The sequence below is a fragment of the Hahella sp. NBU794 genome, from assembly GCF_050749805.1.
Lineage (GTDB): Bacteria > Pseudomonadota > Gammaproteobacteria > Pseudomonadales > Oleiphilaceae > Hahella.
Window position 1 is genome coordinate 1,068,523 of the sequence record NZ_CP192738.1, and the last position, 26,220, is coordinate 1,094,742.

Annotated in this window: 20 protein-coding genes; 7 read left to right on the plus strand and 13 right to left on the minus strand. The window is 56.6% G+C overall.

Annotated elements, in window-relative coordinates; translation table 11 throughout:
• The first annotated feature begins 90 nt into the window (after positions 1 to 90).
• The 5 genes from ACQYWX_RS04775 to ACQYWX_RS04795 all read left to right on the plus strand — a co-directional run bounded on the left by ACQYWX_RS04775 (position 91) and on the right by ACQYWX_RS04795 (position 4,805).
• Positions 91 to 1,251 (plus strand): D-alanyl-D-alanine carboxypeptidase family protein, encoded by a 1,161-nt coding sequence (locus ACQYWX_RS04775; RefSeq protein WP_216736777.1) that lies wholly within the window; start codon positions 91 to 93, stop codon positions 1,249 to 1,251.
• A 139-nt stretch (positions 1,252 to 1,390) separates the two neighbouring features.
• The gene (locus ACQYWX_RS04780) at positions 1,391 to 1,666 is read left to right on the plus strand and encodes an HP0495 family protein (RefSeq protein WP_127968676.1); all 276 of its coding nucleotides are present in this window, start codon (positions 1,391 to 1,393) and stop codon (positions 1,664 to 1,666) included.
• Between the two features lie 27 nt (positions 1,667 to 1,693).
• Positions 1,694 to 2,362, plus strand: a complete 669-nt coding sequence (lipB, locus tag ACQYWX_RS04785; RefSeq protein WP_431689499.1) for a lipoyl(octanoyl) transferase LipB — start codon at positions 1,694 to 1,696, stop codon at positions 2,360 to 2,362.
• On the plus strand, positions 2,355 to 3,353 hold the full coding sequence (gene lipA, locus ACQYWX_RS04790) for a lipoyl synthase (protein ID WP_216736778.1): 999 nt from the start codon (positions 2,355 to 2,357) through the stop codon (positions 3,351 to 3,353). Before lipB ends, lipA begins: the two co-directional genes overlap by 8 nt.
• Before the next feature lie 33 nt (positions 3,354 to 3,386).
• Positions 3,387 to 4,805: an ABC1 kinase family protein gene (locus ACQYWX_RS04795; RefSeq protein WP_431688054.1), complete on the plus strand. Its 1,419-nt coding sequence runs from the start codon at positions 3,387 to 3,389 to the stop codon at positions 4,803 to 4,805.
• Between the two features lie 90 nt (positions 4,806 to 4,895).
• Here the strand turns inward: ACQYWX_RS04795 and ACQYWX_RS04800 are convergent, their stop codons facing one another.
• The 10 genes from ACQYWX_RS04800 to ACQYWX_RS04845 form a co-directional block, all read right to left on the minus strand.
• Positions 4,896 to 5,387, minus strand: a complete 492-nt coding sequence (locus ACQYWX_RS04800; RefSeq protein ID WP_431688055.1) for a hypothetical protein — start codon at positions 5,385 to 5,387, stop codon at positions 4,896 to 4,898.
• The gene (locus tag ACQYWX_RS04805) at positions 5,341 to 5,826 is read right to left on the minus strand and encodes a hypothetical protein (RefSeq protein WP_216736781.1); all 486 of its coding nucleotides are present in this window, start codon (positions 5,824 to 5,826) and stop codon (positions 5,341 to 5,343) included. Before ACQYWX_RS04805 ends, ACQYWX_RS04800 begins: the two co-directional genes overlap by 47 nt.
• Complete coding sequence (locus ACQYWX_RS04810) at positions 5,823 to 9,278, minus strand: hybrid sensor histidine kinase/response regulator (RefSeq protein WP_431688056.1); 3,456 nt, start codon at positions 9,276 to 9,278, stop codon at positions 5,823 to 5,825. The genes ACQYWX_RS04805 and ACQYWX_RS04810 overlap by 4 nt, the downstream gene beginning before the upstream one ends.
• A gap of 131 nt (positions 9,279 to 9,409) precedes the next feature.
• Entirely contained in the window at positions 9,410 to 11,371 is a 1,962-nt protein-coding gene (locus tag ACQYWX_RS04815) for a methyl-accepting chemotaxis protein (protein ID WP_431688057.1), read from the minus strand.
• Positions 11,372 to 11,420: 49 nt separating this feature from the next.
• Positions 11,421 to 12,632 (minus strand): ABC transporter substrate-binding protein, encoded by a 1,212-nt coding sequence (locus tag ACQYWX_RS04820; RefSeq protein ID WP_216736785.1) that lies wholly within the window; start codon positions 12,630 to 12,632, stop codon positions 11,421 to 11,423.
• A gap of 178 nt (positions 12,633 to 12,810) precedes the next feature.
• A complete protein-coding gene (locus ACQYWX_RS04825; protein WP_216736786.1) occupies positions 12,811 to 13,431 on the minus strand; it encodes a chemotaxis protein CheW in 621 nt (206 codons plus the stop codon).
• 28 nt (positions 13,432 to 13,459) lie between these two features.
• Positions 13,460 to 13,822 (minus strand): response regulator, encoded by a 363-nt coding sequence (locus ACQYWX_RS04830; protein ID WP_216736787.1) that lies wholly within the window; start codon positions 13,820 to 13,822, stop codon positions 13,460 to 13,462.
• A 3-nt stretch (positions 13,823 to 13,825) separates the two neighbouring features.
• On the minus strand, positions 13,826 to 14,587 hold the full coding sequence (locus tag ACQYWX_RS04835; protein ID WP_216736788.1) for a response regulator: 762 nt from the start codon (positions 14,585 to 14,587) through the stop codon (positions 13,826 to 13,828).
• Between the two features lie 554 nt (positions 14,588 to 15,141).
• Complete coding sequence (locus tag ACQYWX_RS04840) at positions 15,142 to 16,755, minus strand: alkaline phosphatase (RefSeq protein ID WP_431688058.1); 1,614 nt, start codon at positions 16,753 to 16,755, stop codon at positions 15,142 to 15,144.
• A 162-nt stretch (positions 16,756 to 16,917) separates the two neighbouring features.
• On the minus strand, positions 16,918 to 17,706 hold the full coding sequence (locus tag ACQYWX_RS04845) for a substrate-binding periplasmic protein (protein ID WP_216736790.1): 789 nt from the start codon (positions 17,704 to 17,706) through the stop codon (positions 16,918 to 16,920).
• 337 nt (positions 17,707 to 18,043) lie between these two features.
• On the opposite strand from ACQYWX_RS04845, the gene gloA2 reads away from it, so the two are divergent.
• Positions 18,044 to 18,430 (plus strand): SMU1112c/YaeR family gloxylase I-like metalloprotein, encoded by a 387-nt coding sequence (gene gloA2, locus ACQYWX_RS04850; protein ID WP_127968689.1) that lies wholly within the window; start codon positions 18,044 to 18,046, stop codon positions 18,428 to 18,430.
• Between the two features lie 200 nt (positions 18,431 to 18,630).
• Here gloA2 and ACQYWX_RS04855 read toward each other — a convergent pair whose 3' ends face one another.
• From ACQYWX_RS04855 to nirB, 3 genes are all read right to left on the minus strand, one after another.
• The gene (locus ACQYWX_RS04855) at positions 18,631 to 21,300 is read right to left on the minus strand and encodes a molybdopterin-dependent oxidoreductase (RefSeq protein ID WP_431688059.1); all 2,670 of its coding nucleotides are present in this window, start codon (positions 21,298 to 21,300) and stop codon (positions 18,631 to 18,633) included.
• 99 nt (positions 21,301 to 21,399) lie between these two features.
• Entirely contained in the window at positions 21,400 to 21,729 is a 330-nt protein-coding gene (gene nirD / locus ACQYWX_RS04860; protein WP_431688060.1) for a nitrite reductase small subunit NirD, read from the minus strand.
• 60 nt (positions 21,730 to 21,789) lie between these two features.
• The gene (gene nirB, locus ACQYWX_RS04865; protein WP_431688061.1) at positions 21,790 to 24,240 is read right to left on the minus strand and encodes a nitrite reductase large subunit NirB; all 2,451 of its coding nucleotides are present in this window, start codon (positions 24,238 to 24,240) and stop codon (positions 21,790 to 21,792) included.
• Positions 24,241 to 24,721: 481 nt separating this feature from the next.
• Between nirB and ACQYWX_RS04870 the strand changes: the two genes are divergently transcribed.
• Entirely contained in the window at positions 24,722 to 26,194 is a 1,473-nt protein-coding gene (locus ACQYWX_RS04870) for a NarK family nitrate/nitrite MFS transporter (RefSeq protein WP_216736793.1), read from the plus strand.
• Positions 26,195 to 26,220 lie beyond the last annotated feature (26 nt).

Consider the following 26,220-nt stretch of genomic DNA (forward strand, 5'->3'; position numbering starts at 1 on the left):
GGTGAATTAACCCCGGCTTTCCGTTACTATTCAGCAGCAAAACCGCGACCTAATCACACACAAATCCAAGTAAAAGCCAGAGAACCAATCATGTCATTACCAAGGATGCGAGTTTATATTGCATTTTTCCTGTGCTGGGCCGTCAGCGCAGCCTGGGCGGACCAAGCTTCCCTGATTCCTTCGGCGCCGCAAATCGCAGCCTCTTCATACATCCTGATGGACGCTGAAAGCGGCGCCATTATCGTCGAGAAAAATTCTGAAGAACGCCTTCCTCCCGCCAGCTTGACCAAGATGATGACGTCTTACGTGCTGGATTACGAAGTTAATCAGGGCAACGTCAACTTCAATGACGAAGCGCCGATCAGCGTGAAAGCCTGGAAGACCGGCGGCTCTAAAATGTTCGTGCGTGAAGGCACCAGCGTTCGTCTGGGCGATCTGATCAAGGGCATTATCATTCAGTCCGGCAACGACGCCAGCGTCGCTGTTGCTGAGTTTCTCGCCGGTAGTGAAGACGCGTTTGCTTCCATGATGAACCAGCACGCGCAGCGTCTGGGCATGAACAACACCAATTTTGAAAACGCCACGGGCCTGCCTTCGGAGAACCATTACTCCTCCGCGCATGACTTGGCGAAATTAGCGAAAGCGATTATCAACGACTTTCCTAACCAGTATCCGATCTATTCTGAAAAATACTTTACTTACAACAACATCCGTCAGCCGAATCGAAACTTGCTGCTGTGGCGCGACAAGTCCGTGGATGGTCTGAAAACCGGTCATACGGAAGAAGCGGGATACTGCCTGGTGTCTTCCGCCGTGCGCGACGGCATGCGTCTGATCAGTGTGGTGATGGGCACCAAGAGCGAAGAAGCCCGCGCTCGCGAGACGCTGAAGCTGCTGAACTATGGTTTCCGTTATTTTGAAACTCATAAGCTGTACTCCGCCGGACAAAAACTGGTGGACAGCGACATCTGGGCCGGCTCCGCCGATACGGTTCCGCTTGGCCTGAGCAAGGAAATTGTGGTGACTATTCCACGCGGCAAGAAAGACGCGCTGGAAGCCACGGTCGATATCGACAAAGTCATCAAGGCGCCAATCGAAGTGGGCGCGGAGCTGGGTAAGCTAACTGTTAAGCTGAACGGCGAGTTGCTTCTGGAAAAGCCGGTGGTGGCCCTGGAAGCGGTTGAGGAAGCTGGCTTCTTCAAGCGTATCTGGCATGCTATCGTGCTGTTCTTTATGGGATTATTTGAATAAGCGCAAACGCCGGGACAAGGGCGAGCCAAAACGCCCTGTAAAAGCGTATAATAAGCAGACCTCTGGCCGCGTGGCGACCAGAGGTTTTGTTCATTTTTAACCCAGGCGGTTTGTCTTGGTTGCTGTTAAAGGTGCTCTCATGACCGATAGCCAAAAAGAGGCTCCCAAAATTGAATTTCCCTGCGACTATCCGTTGAAAGTCATCGGTGTGGCGGGGCCTGATTTTCAGGAAACCGTGGCGACAATTGTACGCGCCCATGCGCCTGAGTTTGACGCGTCTTCGATTGACGTGCTCGATAGCCGTAACGGTAAATATCTTTCCTTGCGTTTCAGTATTCAGGCTCAGAGCGAAGAGCATATTCGTCGTCTGTTTCTGGACCTGAAAGCGCACAGCGCTGTGCAAATGGTGCTGTAAGTCGTGACGCAGCAGGACTCTGTTGAGATGGAAGCTGTGGCGCTGACGCAAACGCTGATCGTGCGACGTTTTAGTCTGATGCCTTATGAGCCGGTGTGGCGGGCGATGCAGGACTTTACGCAACAGCGTGACGCTGAGACCACTGATGAAGTCTGGTTGTTGCAGCACGAATCTGTTTTCACCCAGGGACAGGCTGGCGAAGCTGAGCATGTGTTGTTTCCCGGCGATATTCCAGTCGTGCAGGTGGATCGCGGCGGTCAGGTGACCTATCACGGTCCCGGCCAACTAATGGTGTATTTACTTTTAGATCTGCGGCGTCTCAAAATGGGCGCCCGAGATCTGGTGACAATGATCGAAAACACGCTGGTGGATACGCTGGCGGGATACGGTATCGAAGCCCATGCCCGCAAAGATGCGCCTGGCGTGTATGTGGGCGACGCTAAAATAGCGTCCCTGGGGTTGAGAATTCGGCGCGGTTCCTCATTCCATGGTCTGGCCTTGAATGTGGATATGGATCTGGAGCCCTTTTTGCGCATTAATCCCTGCGGCTATCAGGGGTTGCGAATGACGCAGATAAAAGAATTCGTACCGGATGTGAGCTGGGCATCAGTCGCCGATGCGTGGCTGAGCCAATTTGTCCGCGCAGCGGGCTTCCAATCAGTTGTAGAGCAGAGAGGGTTACCCGGAGATGAGTGAAACCAACGTACAAGGTTCTCTGGCTGAGACGCCGAAAGCGGCGGTCAAGCGGGTGGAGCAGGGCGTTAAGCTGCGCGGTTACGACAAAGTATCCCGCAATCCCGTCAAGATTATCGCTACTGACGCTGTGCCCAGAAAACCGGACTGGATTCGGGTGCGCCTGTCCTCTTCCCCCAGTGTGGAAGCCATCAAGCAAAAGCTGCGTAAGCTGAACCTGCATTCTGTCTGCGAAGAGGCGTCCTGCCCTAACCTGAGCGAGTGCTTCAGCCATGGCACAGCAACCTTCATGATCATGGGCGACATCTGTACGCGCCGTTGTCCTTTCTGCGACGTGGCCCATGGCCGTCCTAACGCGCTTGACGAAAACGAGCCGACGCATCTGGCGCAAGCCATTGCTGAAATGAATCTTAAGTACGTGGTCATCACTTCGGTGGACCGCGACGATCTGCGCGACGGCGGCGCAGGGCACTTCGCCAAGTGCATTAGCGAATCCCGCAAATACAGCCCAAATCTGAAAATCGAAGTGCTGGTGCCTGACTTCCGTGGTCGCATGGACGTGGCGCTGGATATTCTGCGCGAGTCTCCGCCTGACGTTTTCAACCATAACCTGGAGACGGTGCCCCGCTTGTACAAGCAGGCGCGTCCAGGCGCTGATTACGCCTGGTCTCTGCTGTTGTTGAAACGTTTTAAAGAAGCGGCGCCGGACGTGCCGACCAAATCCGGCCTGATGCTGGGTATTGGCGAAGAAATTGAAGAAGTTAAGCAGGTCATGAGAGATCTGCGCGCGCACAATACCGATATGCTGACCCTGGGCCAGTATCTGGCTCCTTCCAAAGATCACCTGCCGGTCGTGCGTTTCGTGCATCCTGATGAGTTCAAGGAACTGGCGGATTACGGTTACGAAATCGGCTTTAAGCAGGTGGCGAGCGGCCCGTTGGTGAGATCTTCCTATCACGCGGACAAGCAGGCCGCCGGCGAGAGCATCTCCTGACGCGGAACTTTTAAAGGGAATATTGAATGCGGCATGAGTGATAAACCAAACGCCAAGAACAATGCCCGGGAGGTTGACCGTATCAAGACAGGAAGCTTTGAACGACGCCTCAGCCTGACGCGGGCGGGTTTGGTCGCGGGATCGCGGTTGGCGGGCAATATGGCCGCCAATCTGTTCAAGTCCCGTGAAAAACGTGAGGAAAGCCGTCGCGAAGCGCTGTCCCGTCAGGCTCAGTATCTGGTGGAGGAGCTGGGACAGCTCAAAGGCAGCGTTGTTAAAATCGGCCAGGTGATGGCGTTGTATGGGGAACACTTCCTGCCTGTAGAAGTGACCGAGGCCCTGCATACTCTGGAAGACCGCACTACCGCTCTGGGATGGAGCAAGATTCATCAAGTCCTGTTACAGGAGCTGGGCGCGGATAAACTCAAGGAGCTGGATATCCAGCATGAGCCCATCGGCGCCGCCTCGCTGGGGCAGGTGCATCGGGCGCGGCGCAAGTCCGACGGCCGAGAGCTATGTTTGAAGATTCAATACCCCGGTGTTGCGGAAGCGGTGGATTCGGATCTGGATTCCGTCGCCCGCTTGTTGAAAGTCGCCCGCATGGTCTCCTTCGGCCCTGACTTTGACGAGTGGCTGGAAGAAGTCCGCGTCATGATGCACCGGGAAGTGAATTACAGTCTTGAGTTGGAAACCACCCGCCGCTTCGGCGAGATGCTCAAAGATGACGACCGCTTTGTGGTTCCCGAGGTTTTCCCCGAATACTCCACGTCCCACGTCATGGCCACTTCCTATGAGCCGGGTCTGGGCGTCACTCATGCGCAGGTGCAGGAATTGTCCCTGGCGCGGCGCAATCATCTGGCGCAGGCGGCTTTGGAATTATTTTTCCGCGAGCTGTTTGTCTGGGGAGAGTTGCAGACCGATCCGAACTTTGGCAACTACCGCATTCGTCTCGGCGCCAACCCTGGCGAGCCGGACCGCATAGTGCTGTTGGATTTCGGCGCTGTGCAGAAATACCCCGATTCTTTTATCCGTCCCGTGTGCGACATGATCCGAGCCTCCTATGAGCGGGATCTTGAACGGGTGATCGAGGGCGCGGTGAAACTGCGTTTCATGCGTCGTGATTGGCCAGTCAGCGTGCTGGATGAATTCGGTAAAGTCTGCATGGCGGTGCTGGAGCCGCTGGCGGCGGAGGCGGAGGACGTACCTGAGTTCGCCCTGAACGCGGACAACGAATACTGCTGGCGACGCAGCGATCTGCCGACCCGTATCGCCAAACGCGCCGCCAAATCGGCGATTAATCGTTATTTCCAGATTCCGCCGAAGGAATTTGTCTTCCTCAATCGCAAGTTGGTGGGAGTTTACACCTTCGTCTCTGTGCTGGATGCGGAGTTCAACGGCAGCGCCATTCTCGAACGCTATCTCTATCCGCATACCGCCGCGCAAGGGGTATGAACCTCAACTCTATTCAGTTCAGAGCCAGGGCGTAAAAAAGGCCCCCGCGTCGTCCACCCTGAAAATAGAACGCGGGAGCCGGGAAGCGCTTTACGCCGTCAGGCGCAAATGTTTAATGAAGTATGAGTTAGCGGTGCTGACGAAGCCTTTGGAGCACAGCAAATCCGGGTGCACGATGGGAATGGATTGGCCGTCGTGGACAAAGCCGGAGATCAGCGCCTCCCGCCACAACGGGCGCTCGTTGGCGTCAAATGCTTCAAACTGGCCGTCGGTGATCTCCACTTTTACCGGCGCATTACGGGTTTCCAGCGCGATATAGCCATTTTCCTGGTTGGCGGCGGCGCGCAGCACCACTACATTGACGTGCTCGTTGCTATTGCCGGGACGCAGACGAAACACCGGCACCACATGCCCCATCCACTCCACCACATGCGAGCAGCTCGGCGCGGAAGTAGGCAAATCCTGCACTTCCACATCCTGCAGATATTCGCAAAGCGTATCGGCGACAAAGGCGATGCTTTGGCGCTCGCCGGCGTCAGCTAACCAAACGAACATTTTGAAACTGGAATTGGGGGAGTTCATAGCGTAATGCCTTCTCAAAGTATTCGATCAGTTGATGGGCGCTGGTGTAGCACTCCCAGCCGGTATTGTGGCGCAGGACGCCTTCGATCGGACTGGAGCCGACCATGAAGTCCGGCAGGCGACGCGGCCGGTGGTTGGCGCGCAGCTTATAAATAGCGCGGCAGGACAGCGCCAATGCCGGTTCGGTCCCGCTTTCGGGGCTGCATATCAACGCGGCGCGGGAATCGCCGCCCTGCAGCCCGGGCTGGGGAATGAACCCTTCGCGAAATCCGTAGACGGGATACAGCTCACCGTTAAAACGGATGCATGGAATGTGTTCTATATCCAGCACTTCTTCCTTTCCCGCCAGATAGAGAATGTCGCTGGCGGGCAGGTACAAGGTCCTGCCCGCGACGACCAATGAGTAATACGCGGTTAAGCTCGACTTTTCTCCAATCATGTCAGCAACTCCCTGATGGTATCCATTAGCTCGTTGTCGTTGTAGGGTTTCGTGGCGTAAGCCGTCACCCCGGCCTTGTGGGCCAGACTACGATGTTTTTCGTGGCTGCGTGAGGTCAGCATAACCACAGGCATGTTGGCCCAGTCCTGCTGCTGACGCAGGTGTCGGGTCAACTCCAGTCCGTCCATGCGCGGCATTTCCATATCCACCAACAGCAGGTTGGGGGTGATGTGCCGCAGTTTCTCGACTGCGTCGAGGCCATCGCTGGCGGTGACGACTTCAAATCCACAGTCCTGCAGCAGCTGCTTCAGGGTGCTGCGGACGCTGAGGGAGTCGTCCACCACTAGTATTTTCGGGGAATCCACCTGGCTCTCGGTGATGATATGAGCGGTTTGATAAGCCTGTTTGGATTGATTCTGCTGCAACAGATCCGACAGGTTCAGCACCGGCACCAGCGAGCCGTCGCCCAGGATGGTCAGGCCGAAGACGCCGCGCAGACCGGGAATCAGTTTGCCCGGCGTTCGCACGACCAGTTGCTCGCCGGTGAGCAGCATGTCCACGGCGATAGCCACGGTGCGCTCGTTGAGCTCGGCGATCACCACCGGCTTGCCGGCGCCCTGCGGCGCAGGCTGTCCGTACAGACGTTGCGCCAGATCGATATAAGGGTAAAGCTGGCCGTCATATTCCAGATAGGGCTTGCCGGCCACTTCTTCCAGTTCACCAGTGTGAGTCGGCAGAATTTGCTTCAGCACGGCAGTGGGCAGCGCGAAGCGTTGCGCGCCCACCAGCACCAGCAACATGTACTGGGTGATTTCTTTCACCGGCACCCGGATCAGCAGACGGCAGCCGCCTTCGCTATCGAAGCTGAAGCGAACTGTGCCGCCGAGCAGTTCAACCTGGCTGCGTACGGCGTCCATGCCAATGCCGCGGCCGGACAACTGAGTGGCTTTGTCTTTGGTGCTGAAGCCCGGAAGCCAGACCAACTGCGCCAGAGACTGATTGTCCGGGCGTCCGCCATCGGCGGGCAACAGGCCACGTTGCTTGGCCTTTTCATAGATGCTGTCGAAATTGAGACCGCGACCGTCGTCGCTCAGGCTGATTTCCAGGAAACGTCCGTCTTGGCGATAGTTCAGATTGATTGAACCCTGTCCGGATTTTCCGGCGTTGAGACGGCTTTGTTCGTCTTCGATGCCGTGGTCGACGGCGTTGCGCAGCAGGTGCATCAGTGGGTCGGCCAGTTTCTCCACCAACTCCCGGTCCACCTGAATGTCTTCGCCGACAATGGTCAGGTCGGCCAGTTTGCCGGCGGCGCGACAGGCTTGACGCACGCAGCGCTGCAGACGGCCGCTCAGTACTTGCGCGGCGACCCGTTGGCGCGACAGCAATTGGTGCTGCAAGGTATCGATATGACGGTGTTGCTGGCGCATCAACGCATCCATCATCGCCAATTGGTCCTGCAGCTTCTGGTTCAACTCGCGTACGTCAGCGATCGCTTCGAACAGCTGGTGGGAGCAGCGATGCATGTCATCGTAGCGGTCCATTTCCAGCGGGTCGAGATCCTGCGCATGTTCGCTGTCCGGGCGCAGTTTGCGCGCCATGCTGCGGCTGTCGATCAGGCCTTCCAGCTCCAGACGGGTTTCGTTCAAGCGGGTGTCGTGGCCTTTCAGATCAAAGCCGGTGAGCTGCACGCGCTTGTACAGTTCCTGCGCCTGTACGGTGTTGATGCTCATCTCTTCCGCCAACTGCAGCAACTGCTCCAGACCGGCGTTGTCCTGAGGCGCGGCAAACTGTTGCTGAGCGGGAGCGGCGGAGGCTTCTTCCTGTGCGGGGGCAGCCGGCGCGCGTTCCACAGCGTTGTCGCGGGAGGGCAGCGCCACCACTTTGTCGTCCGCCGGGGTGGCGTCGACGTCAGTGTCTGCATGATGCTCCTGCATCGCCGCCCAGGCGGCTTCGGCTTTCTCTGGGGAGCGCCAGTGCACCAGCGCGTTGAGCAGGGGAAGGGCGTCTTCCGGCGGTTGATCGCGCCCCAGCAGGTGGTCGATCATGCTGCTGACGCAATCCGCGGCGCTGAGCAGCATGTCTTTCATCTCTGTGCTCCACTCCGCCTTGCCGTCCGCCAGGGCTTCAAAGATCTCCTCCATGGCGTGGCTGATATTGGCGACGCCCTTGATGCCGATCAGGTTGGCGGCGCCTTTCAAGGTATGGCTGGCGCGTTGGGCCTGCTGCAGGAAGGCTTTCTTGTCAGACAAATCGCCATGCAGGGAGGACAGTGCATGGAACAGGGCATGAGTATGGTTGGGCGAATCCAGCAAAAACGCCTGGAATACCTCCTGATTGGCGCCGTCAGACGGAACCAGGGAAATATCGTCAGGCGTTAACACGGCGTCTTCCACGGCTTCGTCCATAAACTCGTCGTCGCTGAGCTGGAAGTCCACCAGATTTTCCAGAATCGCTTGCTGCGTTTCTTCGTCCAGACGTTCGCCCCAGGTAGCGTCGTCGATAAACTGCATCAGACACAGGCAGCTTTCTTCTGACGCGCCGCTTTGCAGATATTCATGCAGCAGGGCGGGCCACTGCTCCAGTAAATCCGCCAGTTCCGGGTCCACCTGATCGATGGATTGCAGGCGAATCGCCACCATATCGAAAAGCAGTTGCAGGCCGGACAGTCCAAGATAGGCGCAGGTTTCGCCCAGGGTTTGCAGCAGCTCGCAATAACAATGGCGGGCTTTGATGGAATCCCGCATTTTTTCCGCCTGCTTGGCGAATTCCGGCAGCAGGGCGACAGTTTCTTCCCACAGCGAGGCCAGGATTTCCTGGTGAGATTCGGGAAGATCCGCGGGGGGAGTGAAGTCGGAGAGGTCGAATGTTATTTCCGGTTCCTCTTCCGTGACTTCCGCCACATCCATCGCTGGCAAGGTGACGCCGAGTTCGGTCGCAATGTCGACGAAATCTTCTTCATAGACTTCCGCGACCAACTCGTCGGCGTTGTCCGTTTCGGTTTCCGTGACTTCCATCGAGGGGATGGCCTCGGCGGAGGCGGTTGTGTCCGCTACGGCGCCCTCTGGTTGCGATGCGCTATAGTCATTCCAACTTTCGGGGCCGGCGGCGTTTTGCTGCGCTTGCAGTGATAATTGTTCTTCCGCCAGGGGTTCCAGTCTGTGCAGCCAATCGATGATGGACCAGACCTTTTTCGCCTCAACCGGGAAATTCGGCATGGTCTCATTGCTTCGTGGATCTTTGGGGCCGTCGCTGGCGATGTTCGCATACAGGCGTTGCAGGCGCGCCTGCAATTCCGGCATGGCCGCCATCTCCAAAGCGTCATTGACGTTTTCCAGAGCGGCGAAGACTAATTCCGCATCGACGGTCCGTTGCGTCGCCGCCACATCCTCCAGTTCCGCAGTAAAGGTGCGAATGAGTTCGACGGTGGGTGAAACAGGGTCTTGCTTGTGCATAGACGGAATCCATCCTGGTTAGTGGTTGCGGGCGCTTCGGGGGAAGCGCGCCAAACATCAGGTTTAAACAGCAACCTTTTCCCGGCGGCCGGCGCATCTTGCGATAACGCCAGCCGCAATCCTCATGCCTCTTAGCTGGCCTGCTTGAGGCGTCCCGGCTCTTCTTTCGCTGGAGCGCCTGCGCTGGGAATCATCAGCTTGCTTGGCGCAGAGGCGCTGGTTTCCAGCGACTCTGTGGACAGCTCCGGTATCCGGATATTGGTGGATACGGAAGCTGGCAAGGTGAACAATTCCACCGTTTGTTGCAGTACGCCAGAAGCAGTACGCAGTCTTTCTGTGTGCAAGGACTGGCGTTTCAGCTCCATGTCGGTGACGCGGGTGCTGGCTTCGATTTCGCCGGTCTGTTGACACACACTCTGGGTTTCTTTGGCCTGGGCCAGAGAGTTCTGCGCGATCTTCTCTACCGCTGTTACCAGCTCGCGAGTAGTCTTCTGCGTTTCCTGCATCTGAGAACCGGCTTGGGTGGCGCGTTTGGAACCGTTGACCACCTGAGTGATACTGTTGTTCATGGTGTCCACCGCATCCGCCGTTTCGGTCTGGATGTTGCGAATCAAGCTGCTGATCTGAGAAGTGGCGTTACGTGAGCTTTCCGCCAGACGCTGCACCTCGTCCGCAACCACCGCAAATCCGCGACCGGCTTCACCTGCCGCCGCCGCCTGCATACTGGCGTTCAAGGCCAGTACGTGAGTACGTTCCGCGATGCTGTTGATGATGTCGATGATGCCGCTGATCTCCAAAGAACGTTCTGACAGACGCTTGATGCGTTTTTCTGTTTCGCTGATGGAGTCGCGAATCTCGTCCATACTCTCGACGGTATTTCCTACCGCTTCATAGGCTTTGTCAGTGGAAGAAGAAGCGCTTTGCGCGATCTGGTTACAGGACTGACACCACTTGGCGATTTGCGCCATGTGTTTGGCTACGCCATCCAGTTTCTGGATAGTTTGCTCGATCAGTTTCCGCTCTTGATCGGCGACGCCGACAACCTTGCGGGTCTGCTCATCCACCATGACGCTGGAGGCGCTGACCAGGTTACTGACGTAACGGATTTTGCCCAAGGCTTCGGAAGTTTCCTTGGTAACCAGGTTCAAGGCGTCCGCAACCGGCCCAGTGATGTCTTCGCGTACGATCAGTTTGGTGGTGAGGTCGCGATCGCTGAGTTTGGAGGTGCCTTCCAGCAGCTCGATAACCGAGTTGTTGAGGACTTCGTTCTCTCTTTCGATGCGAATCAACGTGGCCACTTTCTCGTTCAGCAGCTGGTCGAGGGCCTGGCCCAGAGTCACCAGCTCGTCGGTGCCGGTGAGGGCGGTACGGGCTTCGGAGTCGCCTTGCTTGACCTTGTCCACAGTTTCCGCGATGACGTTGACCGGGCGCAGGATGGAGCGACGAATGTACTGCGACAGACCGATAGCGCCGCCCAGGCTCAACAGGATGATGGCGGAGCCGGCGATCAGAGCGATGTTCAATACGCCTTCGGAGGTTTCAAATGCGACCTGCGCTTGTTGGGTCAATTGGTCCGCATAAGCGGTGGAAGCGTCGTTGAAGGGACCGATAAACTCAGACAGGTCGTTCAACAGGAACAGTTCCAAGTCGGCGCGGGACTGGTTGCCGCCCATGGCTTTGAACTGATCGAAGGCGGAGAATACGCCAGCGACGGTTCTCTGCATGTCGGTGAAACCGGACTGTTGATCGCCGCCCTGTGAGGTAGTGGAGGCGCTCAAAGCTTGCCAGTCCGATTCAAACTGCTTGCGGGCCAGCGCCAGTTTGGCGTCGGCGTCCGCCCAGGTGACCACACCGGTGTTCAGACTGTTGATGGTCTCCACCATGCCTTCCTGCAGGGTGTTGATCAAGTGCGTCAGTCGTGATGTTTCGTTGACCTGGTTATGCAATTTCTCGGATGAGTTTCTTGCATACGTCAGGGCGAAGAAGGCCAGAGATCCGATGACCACCAGCGTTAACGCCATAACCAGCGTTTGCGACAGCAGTCGTTGTCCGACGCTGAGTTTGCTGAGAGAAAAAGTACGGTTCAATTTCATGATAATGCTCCTGCTTATCGAGCCTGTATAACCCGTTGCTTCATGCCATTCAGAACAATCTGGCCAATTGCGAGCCTTCTATGGGGAGGTAGGACTTGTTGTTGAAGTAGGTCATCGTCACCAAGTCCGACCCCTGATTGTCGCCGCGGAAGTCGAGGGCGACGCCGCCGATGTTGAATTCCGCGTTGCGAGTGGCGCGCACAAAGCTTTCCCGGGTCAGGTCGCCTTTAATGCTTTGCATGATGGCCACGAACATCTTGCCGACGATGTAGCCTTCCAGGCTCACCACGTTCAGGCGTTCGCCCAGGGCGGATCTGGCTTCTTTGACGATCGGCAGATCGGATTCCAGATCAGGCACTACCTGGGTCAGGATGACTTTGTCGGTTACCCCGAAGCGATCCAGGGTGTCGCGCAGGTTTTCCGCACCGGTGAAGGAAACGGCGCTGATCAACCAGTCCTCGCCACGTTGTTTGGAGTAGGCGGCGAAGCGGCCGATGGCGTTGTAAGTGCCTACAGTAACCACCAGACGGCAGCGGCTGTTGCTGGCTTTTTCCCAGTCTTTCAGAGACTCGAAGCCGGCGCGGGAAGTCAGAGTGTTGCGTTGATAGACGCCGACAGGGCCGATGCCGTTGCGTTCAGGGGAGTCGCCTGACTTGGCCAGGATAGTGTCCAGCTTTTCCACGATGTCGCGGGAGCGAACATTGTTTTGCAGGGCCAGCTTGATGCCTTCCACCCCCGCCATACCGTAGGCGTCGTTCTGTACGTAAGCGCAGATTTCGGACGCTTGCAGACCGGCGCGGAAACCTTGTTCGATGACCTTGGCGGTTTCCTGCACATAGCTGGCGCGGAAGTTGATAACGTCGCCGATGCCGGGACGCAGCAGACCTGCGCCGGTGAAGAAGCCGACGGCGGGCACTTTGTTATCGGCCAGGATCGGCAGCGCCACCTGTGCGGTTGGGGTGCCGACATTGCCGATCATGGCGAACACGCCGTCCCTGATCAGACGGTTGGTCTGCTCAACGGTAAGGTCCGGGGTGTATGAATCGTTGAGGGTGACGTACTCAAGGCGTCTGCCCTTGATGTTGACGCCTTCGAATGCTGCGAGCACGCCGTCGCGCATGTTAAGGCCCAGACCGCGGGACTGACCTTCCAGGTCCAGTACGCCGCCGACGACAATGCGATCTCCATAGACGCCGGGTGATTGTGCGGCGACAAGTTGGCTCAGGGCCAGACCGAATAAGAGTGAGATGGTCTTTCTCATGTTATCCTCCCATGGGACTCCTTTTAATAACGCTTCCGAAGTGGGTTTTTGGGCGTAGCCAACCCTCTCCGGTCCTGACTTTCCCGGAAATTCCGTTTAAGCAACCAGGGTTCAGCCTGCGCCTTGAGGGGCGGATGTTTACTGCTATCGCTGACAGGCTTGTCTATCGGGGTAAGGCTTAACTCGTGCTCAGCATATCGGTCAGCCTCCTTTTGAATGTTTCCAGATTCCATTCACACCAAATGCCGTTCTGTCTGTAGACCGCATTGACGCAGGCCATCAGAGCGTTGGAAAGGGGCGGGGGCTGAGTCATGCGCTCATCCGCCGTCATCATCAGTTTGTTGGGAAAACGACGCACTTTTATGGCGAAGGATTCCTGCCCCTGATCGAAATACAACAGGTAAGAGGGGCTGGCCCGCTGCACGACTTTACGTTGCGGCGCGGCGGCTTCCGCGTCTTCGCGCAGGCCGAAAAATATCTCCAGGTCGACAACCGGCGTGACCTGGCTGCGGACATTCACGAAACCGCTCAACCACTTGGGAGCGTAGGGGACCGGGCAGATTTCCGGGGACTCCAGCAGCTCCTTGTAGCAGTCCTCGCGAATCAGCAGACCCAGGTTGCCCTGATCAGCCGTTTCCGCGTCGGCTTCCTTGACGGCCAGCCGCAGGGCGAACCATGCGGTGGCCTGATTTTCGCGGACTTCCTCCCGGGTTTCCGCGTTAATTTGCCGGAGCAGGGCGAATGCTTCGGAAGGCCGCAGTATTCGCTTGCTCTCTACCGGGATTGACACGCTGTTCATTGCGTCTCACCTCGTCCCTGAATCGGCTTCAGGCGTAGCTGTGGAGTTGACTGATGATTTCTTCATTTTTGTAAGGCTTGGACACCAACGCCTTGGCGCCTTGCTTGGCCGCCCAGATGTGGTCCACTTTCTGGTTCTTGCTGGAGACGAATACCACAGGGATTTTAGACAGCTCAGGGTCCTGGGCGATTTCCCGACAGGTGCTGAATCCATCCATGTCTCCCATGATGATGTCCATCAGAATCAGGCTGGGCTTTTCTTTGCGCGCCTTGCTGATGGCTTCTTCGCCGGAACGGGCGGTCACCGTTTGATAGGCGGCGCCGGAGACGATCTGCTCCAAATGTTTCAGATCGGTTTCGCTGTCATCGACGATAAGTACTTTCTTGTTCATAGGTTATCTCCCTAGAGCTGCTAATTGTGGAAATATGAGCGTTTCCGTTTTGGTTGCGCCGAGATAGCGGCGTACGACTTCCGCCAGTTCCCGGTCCTCCGGGGGCTTGGTAATATAACCGTCGCACCCGGACATTTTTGCTTTGACGCGGTTTAACGTGGATGATTTGCTGGTCAGCATCACCACTTTGGTTTTCACTTGTTGCTTGATTGAGCGGCAAGCCTGATAACCATCCATGCCAGGCATCATCACATCCATGAACACCAGGTCGTAGCGGCAGTCGCGCACTTTCAGCAGCGCTTCCTCACCGCTTTCCGCCACATCCACACCAGCTTCGAAATCCAGGATTTCGTGCAACTTCTGTTTCATGAAGGTGCGCACCGGCAAGTTGTCGTCGACAACGAGAATGTTCTTTACGTGGGTCTTCGCTTCTTGTTGATCCGACTGGGTGGCCTGCTGCAATGCTTCGCGCAGGCGACGAAAAATCAGGGGACGGGTCAGATGAATCGCGCCGTCGTCCACAGGCTGTTTGCTGCGGCTGATGACGATGGTCTTTTCGAAATGGGTGGCGGCCTTCATACGTTGCCAAAGGCTGCGGCTTTCTGGTTTATCCACATCCACCAGTAGAATCTGACCTTCCATGGTGCCGGCCTCGCTGGCCAGCTGGAAGTTTCCGAACCAGGTTTCGTCCAGATGAGACAGGTTCCGAAGCAGGACCAAGTCTTTCTCCATTAGCCCCACATGCGAAATAATAATCTTGTCCATGAAACCCTCTCCTCGACCTTGCGGTCTTTCCTTTGGGTCTGATTACGAAACGACTAAGTGAACTGCTCCGATGTGATTAAAAACTAATCACTATTGGCTGGATTATTGGAATGAATGTTAAATTTGTCAAAAACATGCTCGTAAACAATAGTAATGAACGTCGACAAATTGACGTTTCAATTCGCGGTTCCCTTTGCGGGATGTAATTGGAGAGGGAAAATTGTTACGAATGGTGAAAGCGTGCCCATATTCACATATGCAGCTAAGCTTCTGATTTTGCTTGAATCGAGAAGGCAAAGGAAAACGGCGGGTGAGAAATCGCCCAAATTCGCCGTACATTGCGGTGAAAAAGTTTGCAAAATTAAATACAGGATTTCGCCCGAAAATGAGGTTTGGGAGAGGGTTTTTAAGCGTTGGCCGGGAACAGGCGAGCGACGCCGGCAAGCGAAAATAAACTTGGAAAAAGCCTTATCCCGAGGAGAAAAAAGAAGGGAGAGAGCGCATGAAAAAGGGGACCCAAGGTCCCCTTATCGGTTTATCAACCTCAGCGCGAATTAGTGGATCGCGCTCTTGGCCAGTTTGCCGATGTCAGTGTGGTGCAGCAGCTTGGAGAAGCCTTCCGTCGCGCTGGCGGGACCGAACGCCATCACCGGCACTGGCGTGCTGGTGTGAGTGCCGGTAGCCCAGACGACGTTCTGGCTTTCGGACATGGCGCGACCCAGCAGGTCGTGACGCACTTCCTGGCCGTACACGTAGAACGACTTGAAGTCATTCACTTTCGGGAACATCTTGGCGCTCAGGTAGTCGTGGCCGTCAACCTGATAGTAGTTAGGCTCTTGCTCCAGAACCGCCTTGGCCTGCTCCAGTGTGATAGGGAAGGCGCTGTTGGCGTTAACCAGCTTCATCAGGGCTTCTGGAGACGGCTTGCCGCCATCGAACTGTGCGAACAGGTCAGGGAAGCTCATTTTTTGCTGGTACAGTTTGCTCAGGGTCTCGAAAGAGCCGAAGTTGAAGTTAGGCGCGTAAGCCGCTTCTTTGAACGCTTCGCCAGTCAGCTTCTCGCCTTCCGGGATGTTGGAGCGCGAGTAGCTGAAACCAAAGCCGCCGGTTTCATGGTCGGCGGTGATGATGACCAGCGTGTCCTGACGGTTCTTCACCCACTCATAAACGTAATTGATGGTTTCGTCGAACTTGAGCATCTCATGCAGCATGGTGCCGGCGTCATTGTCGTGGCCCGCCCAGTCGATCTGGCCGCCTTCGATCATCAGGAAGAATCCCTTTTCGTTGCGGGACAGAATGTCCAGGGCCTTCATGGTCATTTCTTTCAATGACGGCTCAGTGCGCTTGGGATCGTCTTTGGTATGAGTGTAACGGATGCCGTTCATCATGCCGGAGTAGTTGAACAGGCCCAGCAGCTTGTCGCCTTTGGCGGCGTCCAGCTGATGACGGTTGAACGCCAACTGGTAACCCTTGTTCTCCGCTTCCGCCAGCAGGTTTTTGTCGTCCTTACGCTTGGACTTCAACTGCACGGCGCCTTCGGTTTTCTTCTCCAACTGCTGATACAGCTCGCCTTTGTCGTTCACGGACTTGGGCAGCCAGTGACGCAGACCGCCGGACAGCATGACGTCCACCTCGTCGGCCAGCATGTCTTCCGCGATCTGGTTCTCCATGGAGCGATGCGCGCGGTGAGCGGCGAAAGACGCAGGCGTGGCGTGAGTCAGACGGGTGTCGGAAACCAGACCAGTGGATTTGCCCATACGCTTGGCTTTTTCCAGTACGGTTTCAACGTGGTTGCCCACTTTGTCCACGCCGATGACTTCGGATGGCGCAGGTTCGCCAGTCGCCAGCTGTGTGGCGGAACAGGCGGAGTCGACAACCAGGTTATAAGCAGGGGTATGGCGGGAAAGACCAATCACGCCGGCGTCCATAAACTTCTGCATGCCGGTGAGTTGACCGTGGTAAATGGAATCCGGCGCATTGATGGCGTATTCGTGCAACAAGCCGATCTGCTGCGGCCCCATGCCGTCGCCGATCATCATGATCACGTTTTTAACTTCGGTTTCCTTGGCGGTGGTTTTCTTGTCCATGGTGGACTGACATCCCGCCATCAAGGCCGAAATTGCTGCTGCGCTGGCCAATAATTTCCAAGAATGTATTCTTCTTAGCATAGACTTCCTTATTGCATAGTCGATTGATGTGATAATGGAGCTTGCGCCCCTTTAGTCAGGCGTTTTTGTTGTTATCGCCCAATTCTTATGATCCGGTCACAGCATACACGCATCGGGATGACATTATCCCTGTCGATCCTGATGCGTGTTGATCGGGTTTAATTATTTCAGGTACTTGGCCGTCAGTGCGCTCATGTATTCAGGGTCATCCCGCAGACGCGAAATCTCTTTCCAGATGGCGGTTTGTTCTGCGGTGGTGAGCGGTGAGCCTTTGGCGAAAGTAAGATGGTAGGATTTACTGCTGAGGGGGTTGAGGTCGGATTTCAGTTTGGTTTTGTATTCCGCCTGCCGCATCAGATGCTGATAGACCTCCGGGGTGGTGATCACCGATCCGCTTCCCAGTTTTGCCAGCTTTTCGATGTTGCGCAGCTCCCCGGTCTGGCTTTCGTATATGCGCCGGTTGGACTCCCGCAGCGTGCTGACGATGGAGTAACCGCGGGCGACGCGCACCGGTTCCGGCAGCGTATTGAGATCGCCCTTGTATTCGTATTTTGTGTCGCTGGACACCACGACAATATATTCCACTTGCGCCACCCGCGAGGCGGAGCGTTGCTCGGTGGCGGCGTCGGCGGGATAGTTCATGTATCCCGCGCGCTCTTTTTTGTAGGAGGCGGTGACGACGCCGTGCACCAGGTTGCCGCGGGCGGAATCCAGACACTCTTGCCACAGCATGGGTTTGAACTCGACTTTATAGCCCAGGCTTTCGGCGGCTTTTTTCACGATGTCCACATGCATGCCTGCGGCTTCGCCTTGTTCGTCAACGTAGGTGAACGGGTACCAGTAGTTGTTGTCGCTACAGAAGACGATATCTGTTTGCGCGGCGGCGAGGTTGGAAAGGAAGAGAGTAGTAAGAAAAAGCGCCAGCGCTCTGAAGGCATTGTATGTCGACATATGTTTTCCTTATGGGAAAGTGAATACAGATTGTGTCTTAGCAGGCTCTGTTTTGAGATCTGATTATTATTCTGCACATACGCTGATTTTATTATTTATTTCGACATGTTAGCTGATGTAGGTCTAATGGCAAGGGCTTGTTGGGGATAAGTTACACAGTGTTACCTTGAATGAAATGCGCGGGGTGGACGTTAGATTTTCGCGGCAGGGTCGACAGGACGCTTCCGGGTTAGGGCGTCGCGGGTAAGACGCTTGCTGGCGGGAATTTTGAAAAGCGTTGCTAAAGTCGCGAGAATAAGAGGCTTGTCTGACATTCTATTTCGGGACTTCGCGTTATATGAAACTCACCGCCATTCATCATGCCGCTATTATTTGTTCGGACTATGCGGCGTCGAAACGTTTTTATACGGAAGTGCTGGGGCTGAAAATCCTGGCTGAGAATTTCCGCGCGCAACGAAATTCATACAAATTGGACCTGCAACTGCCGGACGGCTCTCAGGTCGAGTTGTTCTCCTTTCCTGAGGCTCCGCCTCGTCCCAGTTATCCTGAAGCGCGCGGACTGCGACATCTGGCTTTTGTCACGCCCTCGGTGGAGGACGCCAAGGCGTATCTGGAATCTCAAGGCGTGGCGGTGGAGGAGATCCGAGTGGACGAGTACACCGGCAAGCGCTTCACTTTCTTCGCCGATCCGGATGATCTGCCGCTGGAATTATATGAAGCCTGAGCGTGTGATCTGGGCATGGATGCAAAGCGGGGAAGTCAGGTCCGCGACAGGCTAAAACAGATTAAAAAAGGGAGCGCTAAGGCTCCCAAACGCAGAGGAGCAAGGGTCGTTGCTTTTGCTTCTCCTCAACCGAGGTGAGGGTTTCTCCCCAAACCGAATGTCTTTTCCAAAAATAGCTATGCCCGTTCTGATGGGCTGCGCTACAACAGCTTTTGCAGTTCCGGAATACAGGAGCCGCAGTTAGTGCCCGCATTCAGGCATTGGCCAATGGCCTCCACCGTTTGCAGCCCTTGGTCTCGAATGGCCTGACGCAGGGTATTTTCTCCCACGCCGAAGCAGGCGCAGATAGTGCGACCGGCATGGGCGGCGTCGGAGCGCGGAACGCCGGCGAGCAGGCCAAGGCGGTCGTTGTGGGTCAGCGCTTCCAGATCGAACAGACTCGCCAGCCAGGAACGTTCAGGCAAATCCGGCGTTGGACCGATAAACAGGCACGCCGTCAAACGGTCGCCGGCAAAACAGGCGCTGCGATACTTGCCCGACGCGCTGTCCTGATACTCCAGCCATTCGCCTTCACTCTGATCTGACGGACTCAGCAGGGCGCGCGCCCACTGGCTCCAGTCCGCAACGGACGCAACCCCGGCGATCTCATAGCGATAGAAGCGGGCCCCGCGGATTTTGGTCCAGTAGGGCGCGCCCTCCAGGTTCAATTCTTCCCGGGAGAAAATAAAACCGTGCCAGGCCGCCTCAAAGCGTTCCAGCGTCACTGGCGTGTGCTTACTCTCGGGTTGACCGGAGTGAGGGTCGGTCACCGGATTAACCAAGGCGCCGACCCGTCCCGCCGCACTGAATTGCGCCGTCCAATGCATGGGAACGAATAGCTGTCCGGGCTGTTGTTCATCCGTCAGATCGGCTCTGGCGATCAGAGCGCCATAGTGAGAGCGGAGTCTGACCAGATCGTTTTGCGCGACCCCAAGTCGCTGCGCGTCGTGCGGATGTATGGCGCAATAAGGTTCGCAAAGGTGTGCATTCAGTTGCGGCGCCAGAGCGGTGCGGGTCATGGTGTGCCATTGATCGCGAATGCGGCCGGTGTTGAGTGCGAAGGGCATGCGCTCATCCCGTTTTCCCTGCGGCGGTTGCGGTGTAATCGGCAGCAGCAGCGCCTTGTGATTAAGATTTAAATAACCGCCGTCCTCAAACAATCTGGCGGCGCCTTGGGGCGTGGCGGCGTTAACCGGCCACTGTATCGGCTCCAGCGCGTCGTAAGCGGCGTCGGTCAGAGTTTCCAGAGCGGATATATCGAAAACGCGCTCTGTTTGTTCTGGCGTATTTTCGAACCCGGACAAGGCCGCGTGCTCAATGAAAATATCCCGGCTGTTGCGATAATTGAAGGCGGCGCCGAAGCCCATGCGTTGCGCCACCGCGCTGACAATCCACCAGTCCGCTTTGGCCTCGCCGGGAGCGGGCAGGAAGGCGCGCTGACGGGAGATGCGCCGCTCGGAATTGGTGACGGTCCCGTCTTTCTCGCCCCATCCGAGAGCCGGCAACAGAATGTTGGCGTACTCCGTGGTGTCAGTGCGGCGTATGCAGTCGGACACGATCACTTTGTCGCAGCGGGAAAGGGCCTGGGCGACTTTGTCCGCATCCGGCATGCTGACCACAGGATTGGTGCCCATGATCCAGATGGCTTTAATGCGGCCATCCGCCACGGCGTCGAACAGGTCCACCGCTTTCAGACCGGGTTGACTGGCCATGCGCGCGGCGTTCCAGAAGCGGCCCACCCGCTCGACATTGTCCGGGGTAAAATCCATATGCGCGGCGAGCTGATTGGCCAGTCCGCCCACTTCGCGGCCACCCATGGCGTTGGGCTGACCGGTGAGAGAAAACGGCCCCATACCGGGTTTGCCGATACGGCCAGTGGCCAGGTGACAGTTGATGATGGCGTTGACCTTGTCGCTGCCGCTGCTGGACTGATTGACGCCCTGGGAATAGGCCGTCACGGTTTTTGGCGTTCTGCGGAACCAGTCGTAAAACGCCGCGACTTCGCCTTCTTTCAGGCCGCAATGTCGCGCCACGGCGACAATGTCTGCGGTGTCTTCAGCGCGGGCGGCCTTGATCGCGCGGCCGAATCCCTCGGTATGTTGCTCAAGATATTCGTAATCAAGCGCGCCCAGGCGCGCCAGATAGGCCAGTAAGCCGTTGAACAGCCAGGCGTCAGTTCCCGGCTGCAGCGGCAGATGCAGGTCGGCGATGTCGCAGGTGGCGGTGCGACGGGGGTCGATCACCACCACTTTCATCTGTGGTCGCTGCTGCTTGGCGGCTTTGATGCGTTGATACACAACAGGATGACACCAGGCGGTATTGGAGCCGGTCAGGATAATCAGGTCGGCCAGCTCCAGGTCTTCGTAGCATCCTGGTACGATATCCGCGCCGAAAGCGCGTTTGTGTCCAGCCACGGAGGAGGACATGCACAGGCGTGAATTGGTGTCCACGTTGGCGGAACCAAGGAAGCCTTTCATCAGCTTGTTGGCGACGTAATAGTCCTCCGTCAGCAATTGGCCGGAGAGATAGAACGCGACGGACTCAGGGCCATGTTCACGCAGGGTGGCGCTGAGGGTGGTAGCGACAAGGTCCAGCGCGGCGTCCCAGGATACGGTTTCGCCATTGACCTCGGGATGCAGCAGGCGGCCCTGCAAAGTCAGCGTGTCCGCCAGGGCGGCGCCTTTCGAACACAAACGACCGAAGTTGGCGGGATGGGTGGGATCGCCGGCAATGCGGGTCTGCCGCGTCGCCGCATCGAGCACTTGCGCCTGAATGCCGCAGCCCACGCCGCAGTAGGCGCAGGTAGTGTTTAGAGTGCGATTAGAAGTCATAAACTCGGGCCTGATGCAAAAAGGGTGAAACGGCGAAACCGCGGCGGGGAGTGCGGTTCCGCCGTTTCAATGGGAAAAGAGTCCCCAAACTCACCATTTTCAATCGCTCTCTTCCGTGGCGGTGAGGGCCACGAATATTTGCCGGCCTTCCATGCGCACCTGGAATGTGCGCGTACAGCCGGTGTCATAACCTTGGGCTTCGCCGTCCTGCAGGCTGATCACCCAGTTGTGCAGCGGGCAGGTGACGTTGTCGCCGTGTACGATTCCCTGGGACAGCGCGCCGCCCTTGTGCGGGCATTTGTCGCGCAGGGCGAACACTTTGTCGTCCTTGGTGCGAAACACCGCCAGGTCGCCGAAACGGGACTGCACTACGCGGGCGCCAAGACGCGGTATTTCTTCAAGACTGCCTACCTCGATCCACTGTGTCATAGTTGATATCTCTTCTGTCTTACGTCTCTGTGGTACTCAGATTCAGGTATCTGTGCGGTTTCAGTTCAATTGCGTGAGAGGTATGAATTCCTGTTTTTCTACGCCTTGAGCCGCCCGTTCCGCCCAGGGGTCGATCTGCGCCAGTGTCTGCGACGCCAGGAAGCGGGTGTGAAACGCTTTGCGCTGTTCCGGGTTGTCCACCAGCTCGGTCTTGATATAGCTGAGACCGACGCGCTCCACCCAGGGCGCGGTGCGCTCGTTGTGGTGACCCTGTTCGCGGTACATCTGCATGAAGGCGCCGGCGTACTCCATGACGTCGTCCATGGTGGATACTTTGACCAGGAAGTCGGATACGCGCACTTTCATGCCGCCGTTGCCGCCTACGTAAAGTTCCCAGCCGGAGTCCACCGCTACGACGCCGAAGTCCTTGATCGTCGCTTCGGCGCAATTGCGCGGGCAGCCGGATACCGCCATTTTCACTTTGGCTGGCGTCCAGGAGCCCCAGGTCATCTTCTCCAATTTGACGCCCATACCGGTGGAGTCCTGGGTGCCGAAGCGGCAGAACTCCGAGCCGACGCAGGTCTTCACGGTGCGCAAGGCTTTGCCGTAGGCGTGACCGGACACCATGCCGGCGTCGTTCAGGTCCTTCCAGATGTGGGGCAGGTCTTCTTTCTTGACCCCGAGCAGGTCGATACGCTGGCCGCCGGTGACTTTCACGCAGGGCACTTGGTATTTGTCCGCCGCATCAGCGATGGCGCGCAGTTCGTTGGGCGTAGTGAGGCCGCCCCACATGCGCGGTACGACGCTGTAAGTATTGTCTTTCTGAATATTGGCGTGCACCCGCTCGTTGATGAAGCGGGAGCGTGGATCATCCACTTTCTGGTCCGGCCAGGCGCAAACCAGATAATAGTTGATGGCCGGGCGGCAGACATGACAGCCGTCCGGCTTGTCCCATTCCATGAAAGCGGCGACTTCATGAAAGGTTTTCAGGCTGTTATCGAGGATGGTTTTGCGGACAGTGTCATGGCCGTAGCCAGTGCATTTACAAAGTGGCTTTTCGCTGGGCGCGGTGCTGTAGTCGCCGCCCACGGTGGCCGCCAGAACCTGTTCCACCAGTCCGGTGCAGGAGCCGCAGGAGGCGGAGGCCTTGGTGGCGGCGCGTACGTCGTCCAGGGTGTAGAGTTTGTTGTCGGTGATGGCTTTGACGATGTCGCCTTTGCAGACGCCGTTGCAACCGCAGATTTCTGTGTCGTCAGGCAATTCCGCGACGGCGTTGATGCCCTGGCGGCCGGAATCGCCCACCAAGTGTTGGCCGAACAGCAAGGTGTCGCGGAAGTCGCTGATGTTGGTTTTGTCGCGCATCAGTTGGAAGTACCAGGAGCCGTCTCCAGTGTCGCCGAACATGACGGAGCCGATGATTTTGTCCTCTCGGATCACCACCTTTTTATAGACGCCGCGCTTGGGGTCCTGAAACACGATGTTTTCGCTGTCGTTGTCCCCCAGGAAATTACCGGCGGAAAACACATCAATGCCAGTGACTTTGAGTTTGGTGGAGACTTCTTTCTGCTTGTAGATGCCAATGCCGTAGCCCGCCAGATGGTTGGCGCAGACTTTGGCCTGATCCCAAATGGGGGCGACTAAGCCGAATAATTCCCCCCGGTGTTGGACGCACTCGCCAATGGCGTAGATGCTGGGGTCGAAGGTCTGCATGGTGTCATTGACCACCACTCCGCGCTCACAATACAAACCGCAGGATTGCGCCAGCTCGGTGTTGGGACGAATGCCGACCGCCATCACTACGATATCCGCAGGCAGCGTCTCGCCGGTGTCGAACTTGATCGCTTTGACGCCGCCATGTTCATCGCCTTCCAGGCAAGACGTGTTGGCGGACATGCGGAATTTCATGCCGCGCTCTTCCAGGGCCGCCTGTAGAAAGCGGGCGGAAGGACCATCCAGCTGGCGATTCATCAGAATTTCCAGGTTATGCACGACCGTGACGTCCATGCCGTGTTTCAACAATCCGTTGGCGGCTTCCAGACCAAGCAGGCCGCCGCCGATCACAATAGCGTGCTGTTTGGATTTGGCGGCGGACAGCATGGTGTCCACATCGGAAATATCCCGGAAGGTGATGACGCCTTTCAGGTCTTTGCCTGGCACAGGAATAATGAAGGGATTGGAGCCGGTGGACAGCAGCAGCCTGTCATAGGGCGCTTTCGTCCCGTCCGCCGCATACACGACCTTGTTGCGGCGATCCACTTTCAACGCCCGTTTTTCCCAGCCGGCGTACAAGGTGATCTGGTGGGTTTTGTACCATTCCATGTCGTTGATCATGATGTCTTCGAGCGTCTTTTCTCCGGACAACAACGGCGACAACATGATGCGGTTGTAATTGCCGTGAGGCTCTGATCCGAACACGGTGATGTCGTATTTATCCGGCGCTATTTTTAGCAACTCCTCGACCGTCCGCATTCCAGCCATTCCATTTCCGACGACGACTAATTTTTCTTTCATGGACCTTCTCCAGCTCACTGAATCCGCTACAGGCTAATTGACTCTGGTAGAGCATGAATGGCGCCAATCGGCCAAGTTGGATTTTTAAGTGGCTGTAAATAAAAGAGTAATTTTCGGTTTTGGAGGTTTTATAGGACGTTGTGCATTTTGATGGTGCGGAATTTAGAGTGAGTTTTGATCTAAAAAAGTGCGCAAATTTTAGTTGGCGCCCAACAAGAGTGATTAATTTGGTGCGACTTTGGTTTTTTGTGTTGCGCCTATTTGGTGCGTTTTTATGGCGGGTAAAACGCCTAACGCCCTGTCTGATAAATTTAATTATCTGATATACATAGGTATTTACGTTTTTCCCCTGTTGCGAGCGAAATATCCAGGCAGGCTGAAAGGAGGTTGGACAGGCTCGATTTGTCGGTTGGCACAGCTTTTGTAGTTCCTGTGAGTGCTTTTCTATAAGAACTCAACTGCCAATAAGACAGGAAGATTTATGTCATCCGATAAACTCAATATTCTGGATCTGTCCCAAGGGGGCGTCCGAACCTTGCATTACACCTGGTTCGCGTTTTTCCTCACGTTCGTCATGTGGTTTTCCCACGCGCCGATGAAGCCCTTCATTGTGGAAGCCTTCAATATGTCCAATGAGCAGTGGAAGGCGCTGCTGATTTTGAACGTGGCGCTGACCATTCCTGCGCGTATCGTTATCGGCATGTTGGTGGATAAGTTCGGCCCGCGTGCGGTGTACAGTCTGTTGCTGATGATTTCCGCTTTCCTGTGTTGGGGATTTGCGTTTTCCACGACCTTTGAGCAGCTTGCTCTGTTCCGCTTTCTGTGTGGATTCATTGGCGCTGGTTTTGTCATTGGCATTCGTCTGGTCGGAGAGTGGTTTCCCGCTAAAACCGTCGGCGTGGCGGAAGGCGTTTATGGCGGCTGGGGTAACTTCGGCTCCACCGCGGCGGCCTGGACGTTGCCTTCAATCGCCGCCTATATCTATGGCGGCGATGAAGGATGGCGTTATGCGATCGCCACCACGGGCGTCGTCGCTTTCTTCTATGGACTGCTGTTTTATCGCAAAGTCCGCAACACCCCGAAGGGCTCCACCTATTTCAAACCCAAAAAGAGCGGCGGGCTGGAAGTCAGCTCCTGGAAAGACTTCTGGTTTTATATCGCTATGAACCTGCCCATGTATATCGCTTTGGCGGTGCTGACCTGGAAGCTGTCTCCCGCCGGTCTGGGACTGCTATCCGACTCCACGGCGCTGATCTTGTGGGCGGGCCTGGGGGCGCTGTTCATCGTGCAGTTCTGGCAGATCTACAACGTCAATCATGAGCGTCTGAAGCAGGGCGTGCCGGAAATGCAGCGCTACAAGTTCAAGCAGGTGGCGGTGTTGGACTGGGCGTATTTCGTGACTTTTGGATCAGAGTTGGCGGTGGTGTCGATGTTGCCCGCTTTCTTTATGGAGACCTTTGGTTTGTCTCCGGTTCAGGCTGGCTTGCTGGGCGGGGCCTTCGCGTTGATGAATCTGGTGGCGCGGCCCGGCGGAGGTCTGTTGTCGGATCGCTTTGGCCGTAAAAAAACCTTGTCCATTCTGATTGCGGGCTTGGCGGTGGGGTATCTGTTGCTGAGTCAGATTTCCTCAACCTGGATGATCGCCGCGGCGGTGGCTTCGGTGATGTTCTGTTCCTTCTTCGTGCAGGCGGGGGAAGGCGCCGTGTTCGCCATGGTGCCGCTGGTGCAGCGTCGTATGACCGGACAAATCGCGGGCATGGCGGGCGCCTACGGCAATGTGGGCGGCGTGACTTTCCTGACGGTGTATTCATTCGTCGACGCATCCACATTCTTTATGGTCATCGCAGGAGCGGCGGCGGTTTGTTTTCTCGCCGTGCAGTTTCTGGATGAACCAGAAGGTCATATGGTCGAAGTAGGCGAAGACGGCAGCGTGCAGCTGATTGAAGTGAACTGATTGACATGGGCGTATCGCTGCGGCGT

Coding starts and splice junctions, on each gene's coding strand:
- ACQYWX_RS04775 (WP_216736777.1), top strand. CDS start 91: ATGTCATTACCAAGGATGCGAGTTTATATTGCATTTTTCCTGTGCTGG.
- ACQYWX_RS04780 (WP_127968676.1), top strand. CDS start 1,391: ATGACCGATAGCCAAAAAGAGGCTCCCAAAATTGAATTTCCCTGCGAC.
- lipB (WP_431689499.1), top strand. CDS start 1,694: ATGGAAGCTGTGGCGCTGACGCAAACGCTGATCGTGCGACGTTTTAGT.
- lipA (WP_216736778.1), top strand. CDS start 2,355: ATGAGTGAAACCAACGTACAAGGTTCTCTGGCTGAGACGCCGAAAGCG.
- ACQYWX_RS04795 (WP_431688054.1), top strand. CDS start 3,387: ATGAGTGATAAACCAAACGCCAAGAACAATGCCCGGGAGGTTGACCGT.
- ACQYWX_RS04800 (WP_431688055.1), bottom strand. CDS start 5,387: ATGAACTCCCCCAATTCCAGTTTCAAAATGTTCGTTTGGTTAGCTGAC.
- ACQYWX_RS04805 (WP_216736781.1), bottom strand. CDS start 5,826: ATGATTGGAGAAAAGTCGAGCTTAACCGCGTATTACTCATTGGTCGTC.
- ACQYWX_RS04810 (WP_431688056.1), bottom strand. CDS start 9,278: ATGCACAAGCAAGACCCTGTTTCACCCACCGTCGAACTCATTCGCACC.
- ACQYWX_RS04815 (WP_431688057.1), bottom strand. CDS start 11,371: ATGAAATTGAACCGTACTTTTTCTCTCAGCAAACTCAGCGTCGGACAA.
- ACQYWX_RS04820 (WP_216736785.1), bottom strand. CDS start 12,632: ATGAGAAAGACCATCTCACTCTTATTCGGTCTGGCCCTGAGCCAACTT.
- ACQYWX_RS04825 (WP_216736786.1), bottom strand. CDS start 13,431: ATGAACAGCGTGTCAATCCCGGTAGAGAGCAAGCGAATACTGCGGCCT.
- ACQYWX_RS04830 (WP_216736787.1), bottom strand. CDS start 13,822: ATGAACAAGAAAGTACTTATCGTCGATGACAGCGAAACCGATCTGAAA.
- ACQYWX_RS04835 (WP_216736788.1), bottom strand. CDS start 14,587: ATGGACAAGATTATTATTTCGCATGTGGGGCTAATGGAGAAAGACTTG.
- ACQYWX_RS04840 (WP_431688058.1), bottom strand. CDS start 16,755: ATGCTAAGAAGAATACATTCTTGGAAATTATTGGCCAGCGCAGCAGCA.
- ACQYWX_RS04845 (WP_216736790.1), bottom strand. CDS start 17,706: ATGTCGACATACAATGCCTTCAGAGCGCTGGCGCTTTTTCTTACTACT.
- gloA2 (WP_127968689.1), top strand. CDS start 18,044: ATGAAACTCACCGCCATTCATCATGCCGCTATTATTTGTTCGGACTAT.
- ACQYWX_RS04855 (WP_431688059.1), bottom strand. CDS start 21,300: ATGACTTCTAATCGCACTCTAAACACTACCTGCGCCTACTGCGGCGTG.
- nirD (WP_431688060.1), bottom strand. CDS start 21,729: ATGACACAGTGGATCGAGGTAGGCAGTCTTGAAGAAATACCGCGTCTT.
- nirB (WP_431688061.1), bottom strand. CDS start 24,240: ATGAAAGAAAAATTAGTCGTCGTCGGAAATGGAATGGCTGGAATGCGG.
- ACQYWX_RS04870 (WP_216736793.1), top strand. CDS start 24,722: ATGTCATCCGATAAACTCAATATTCTGGATCTGTCCCAAGGGGGCGTC.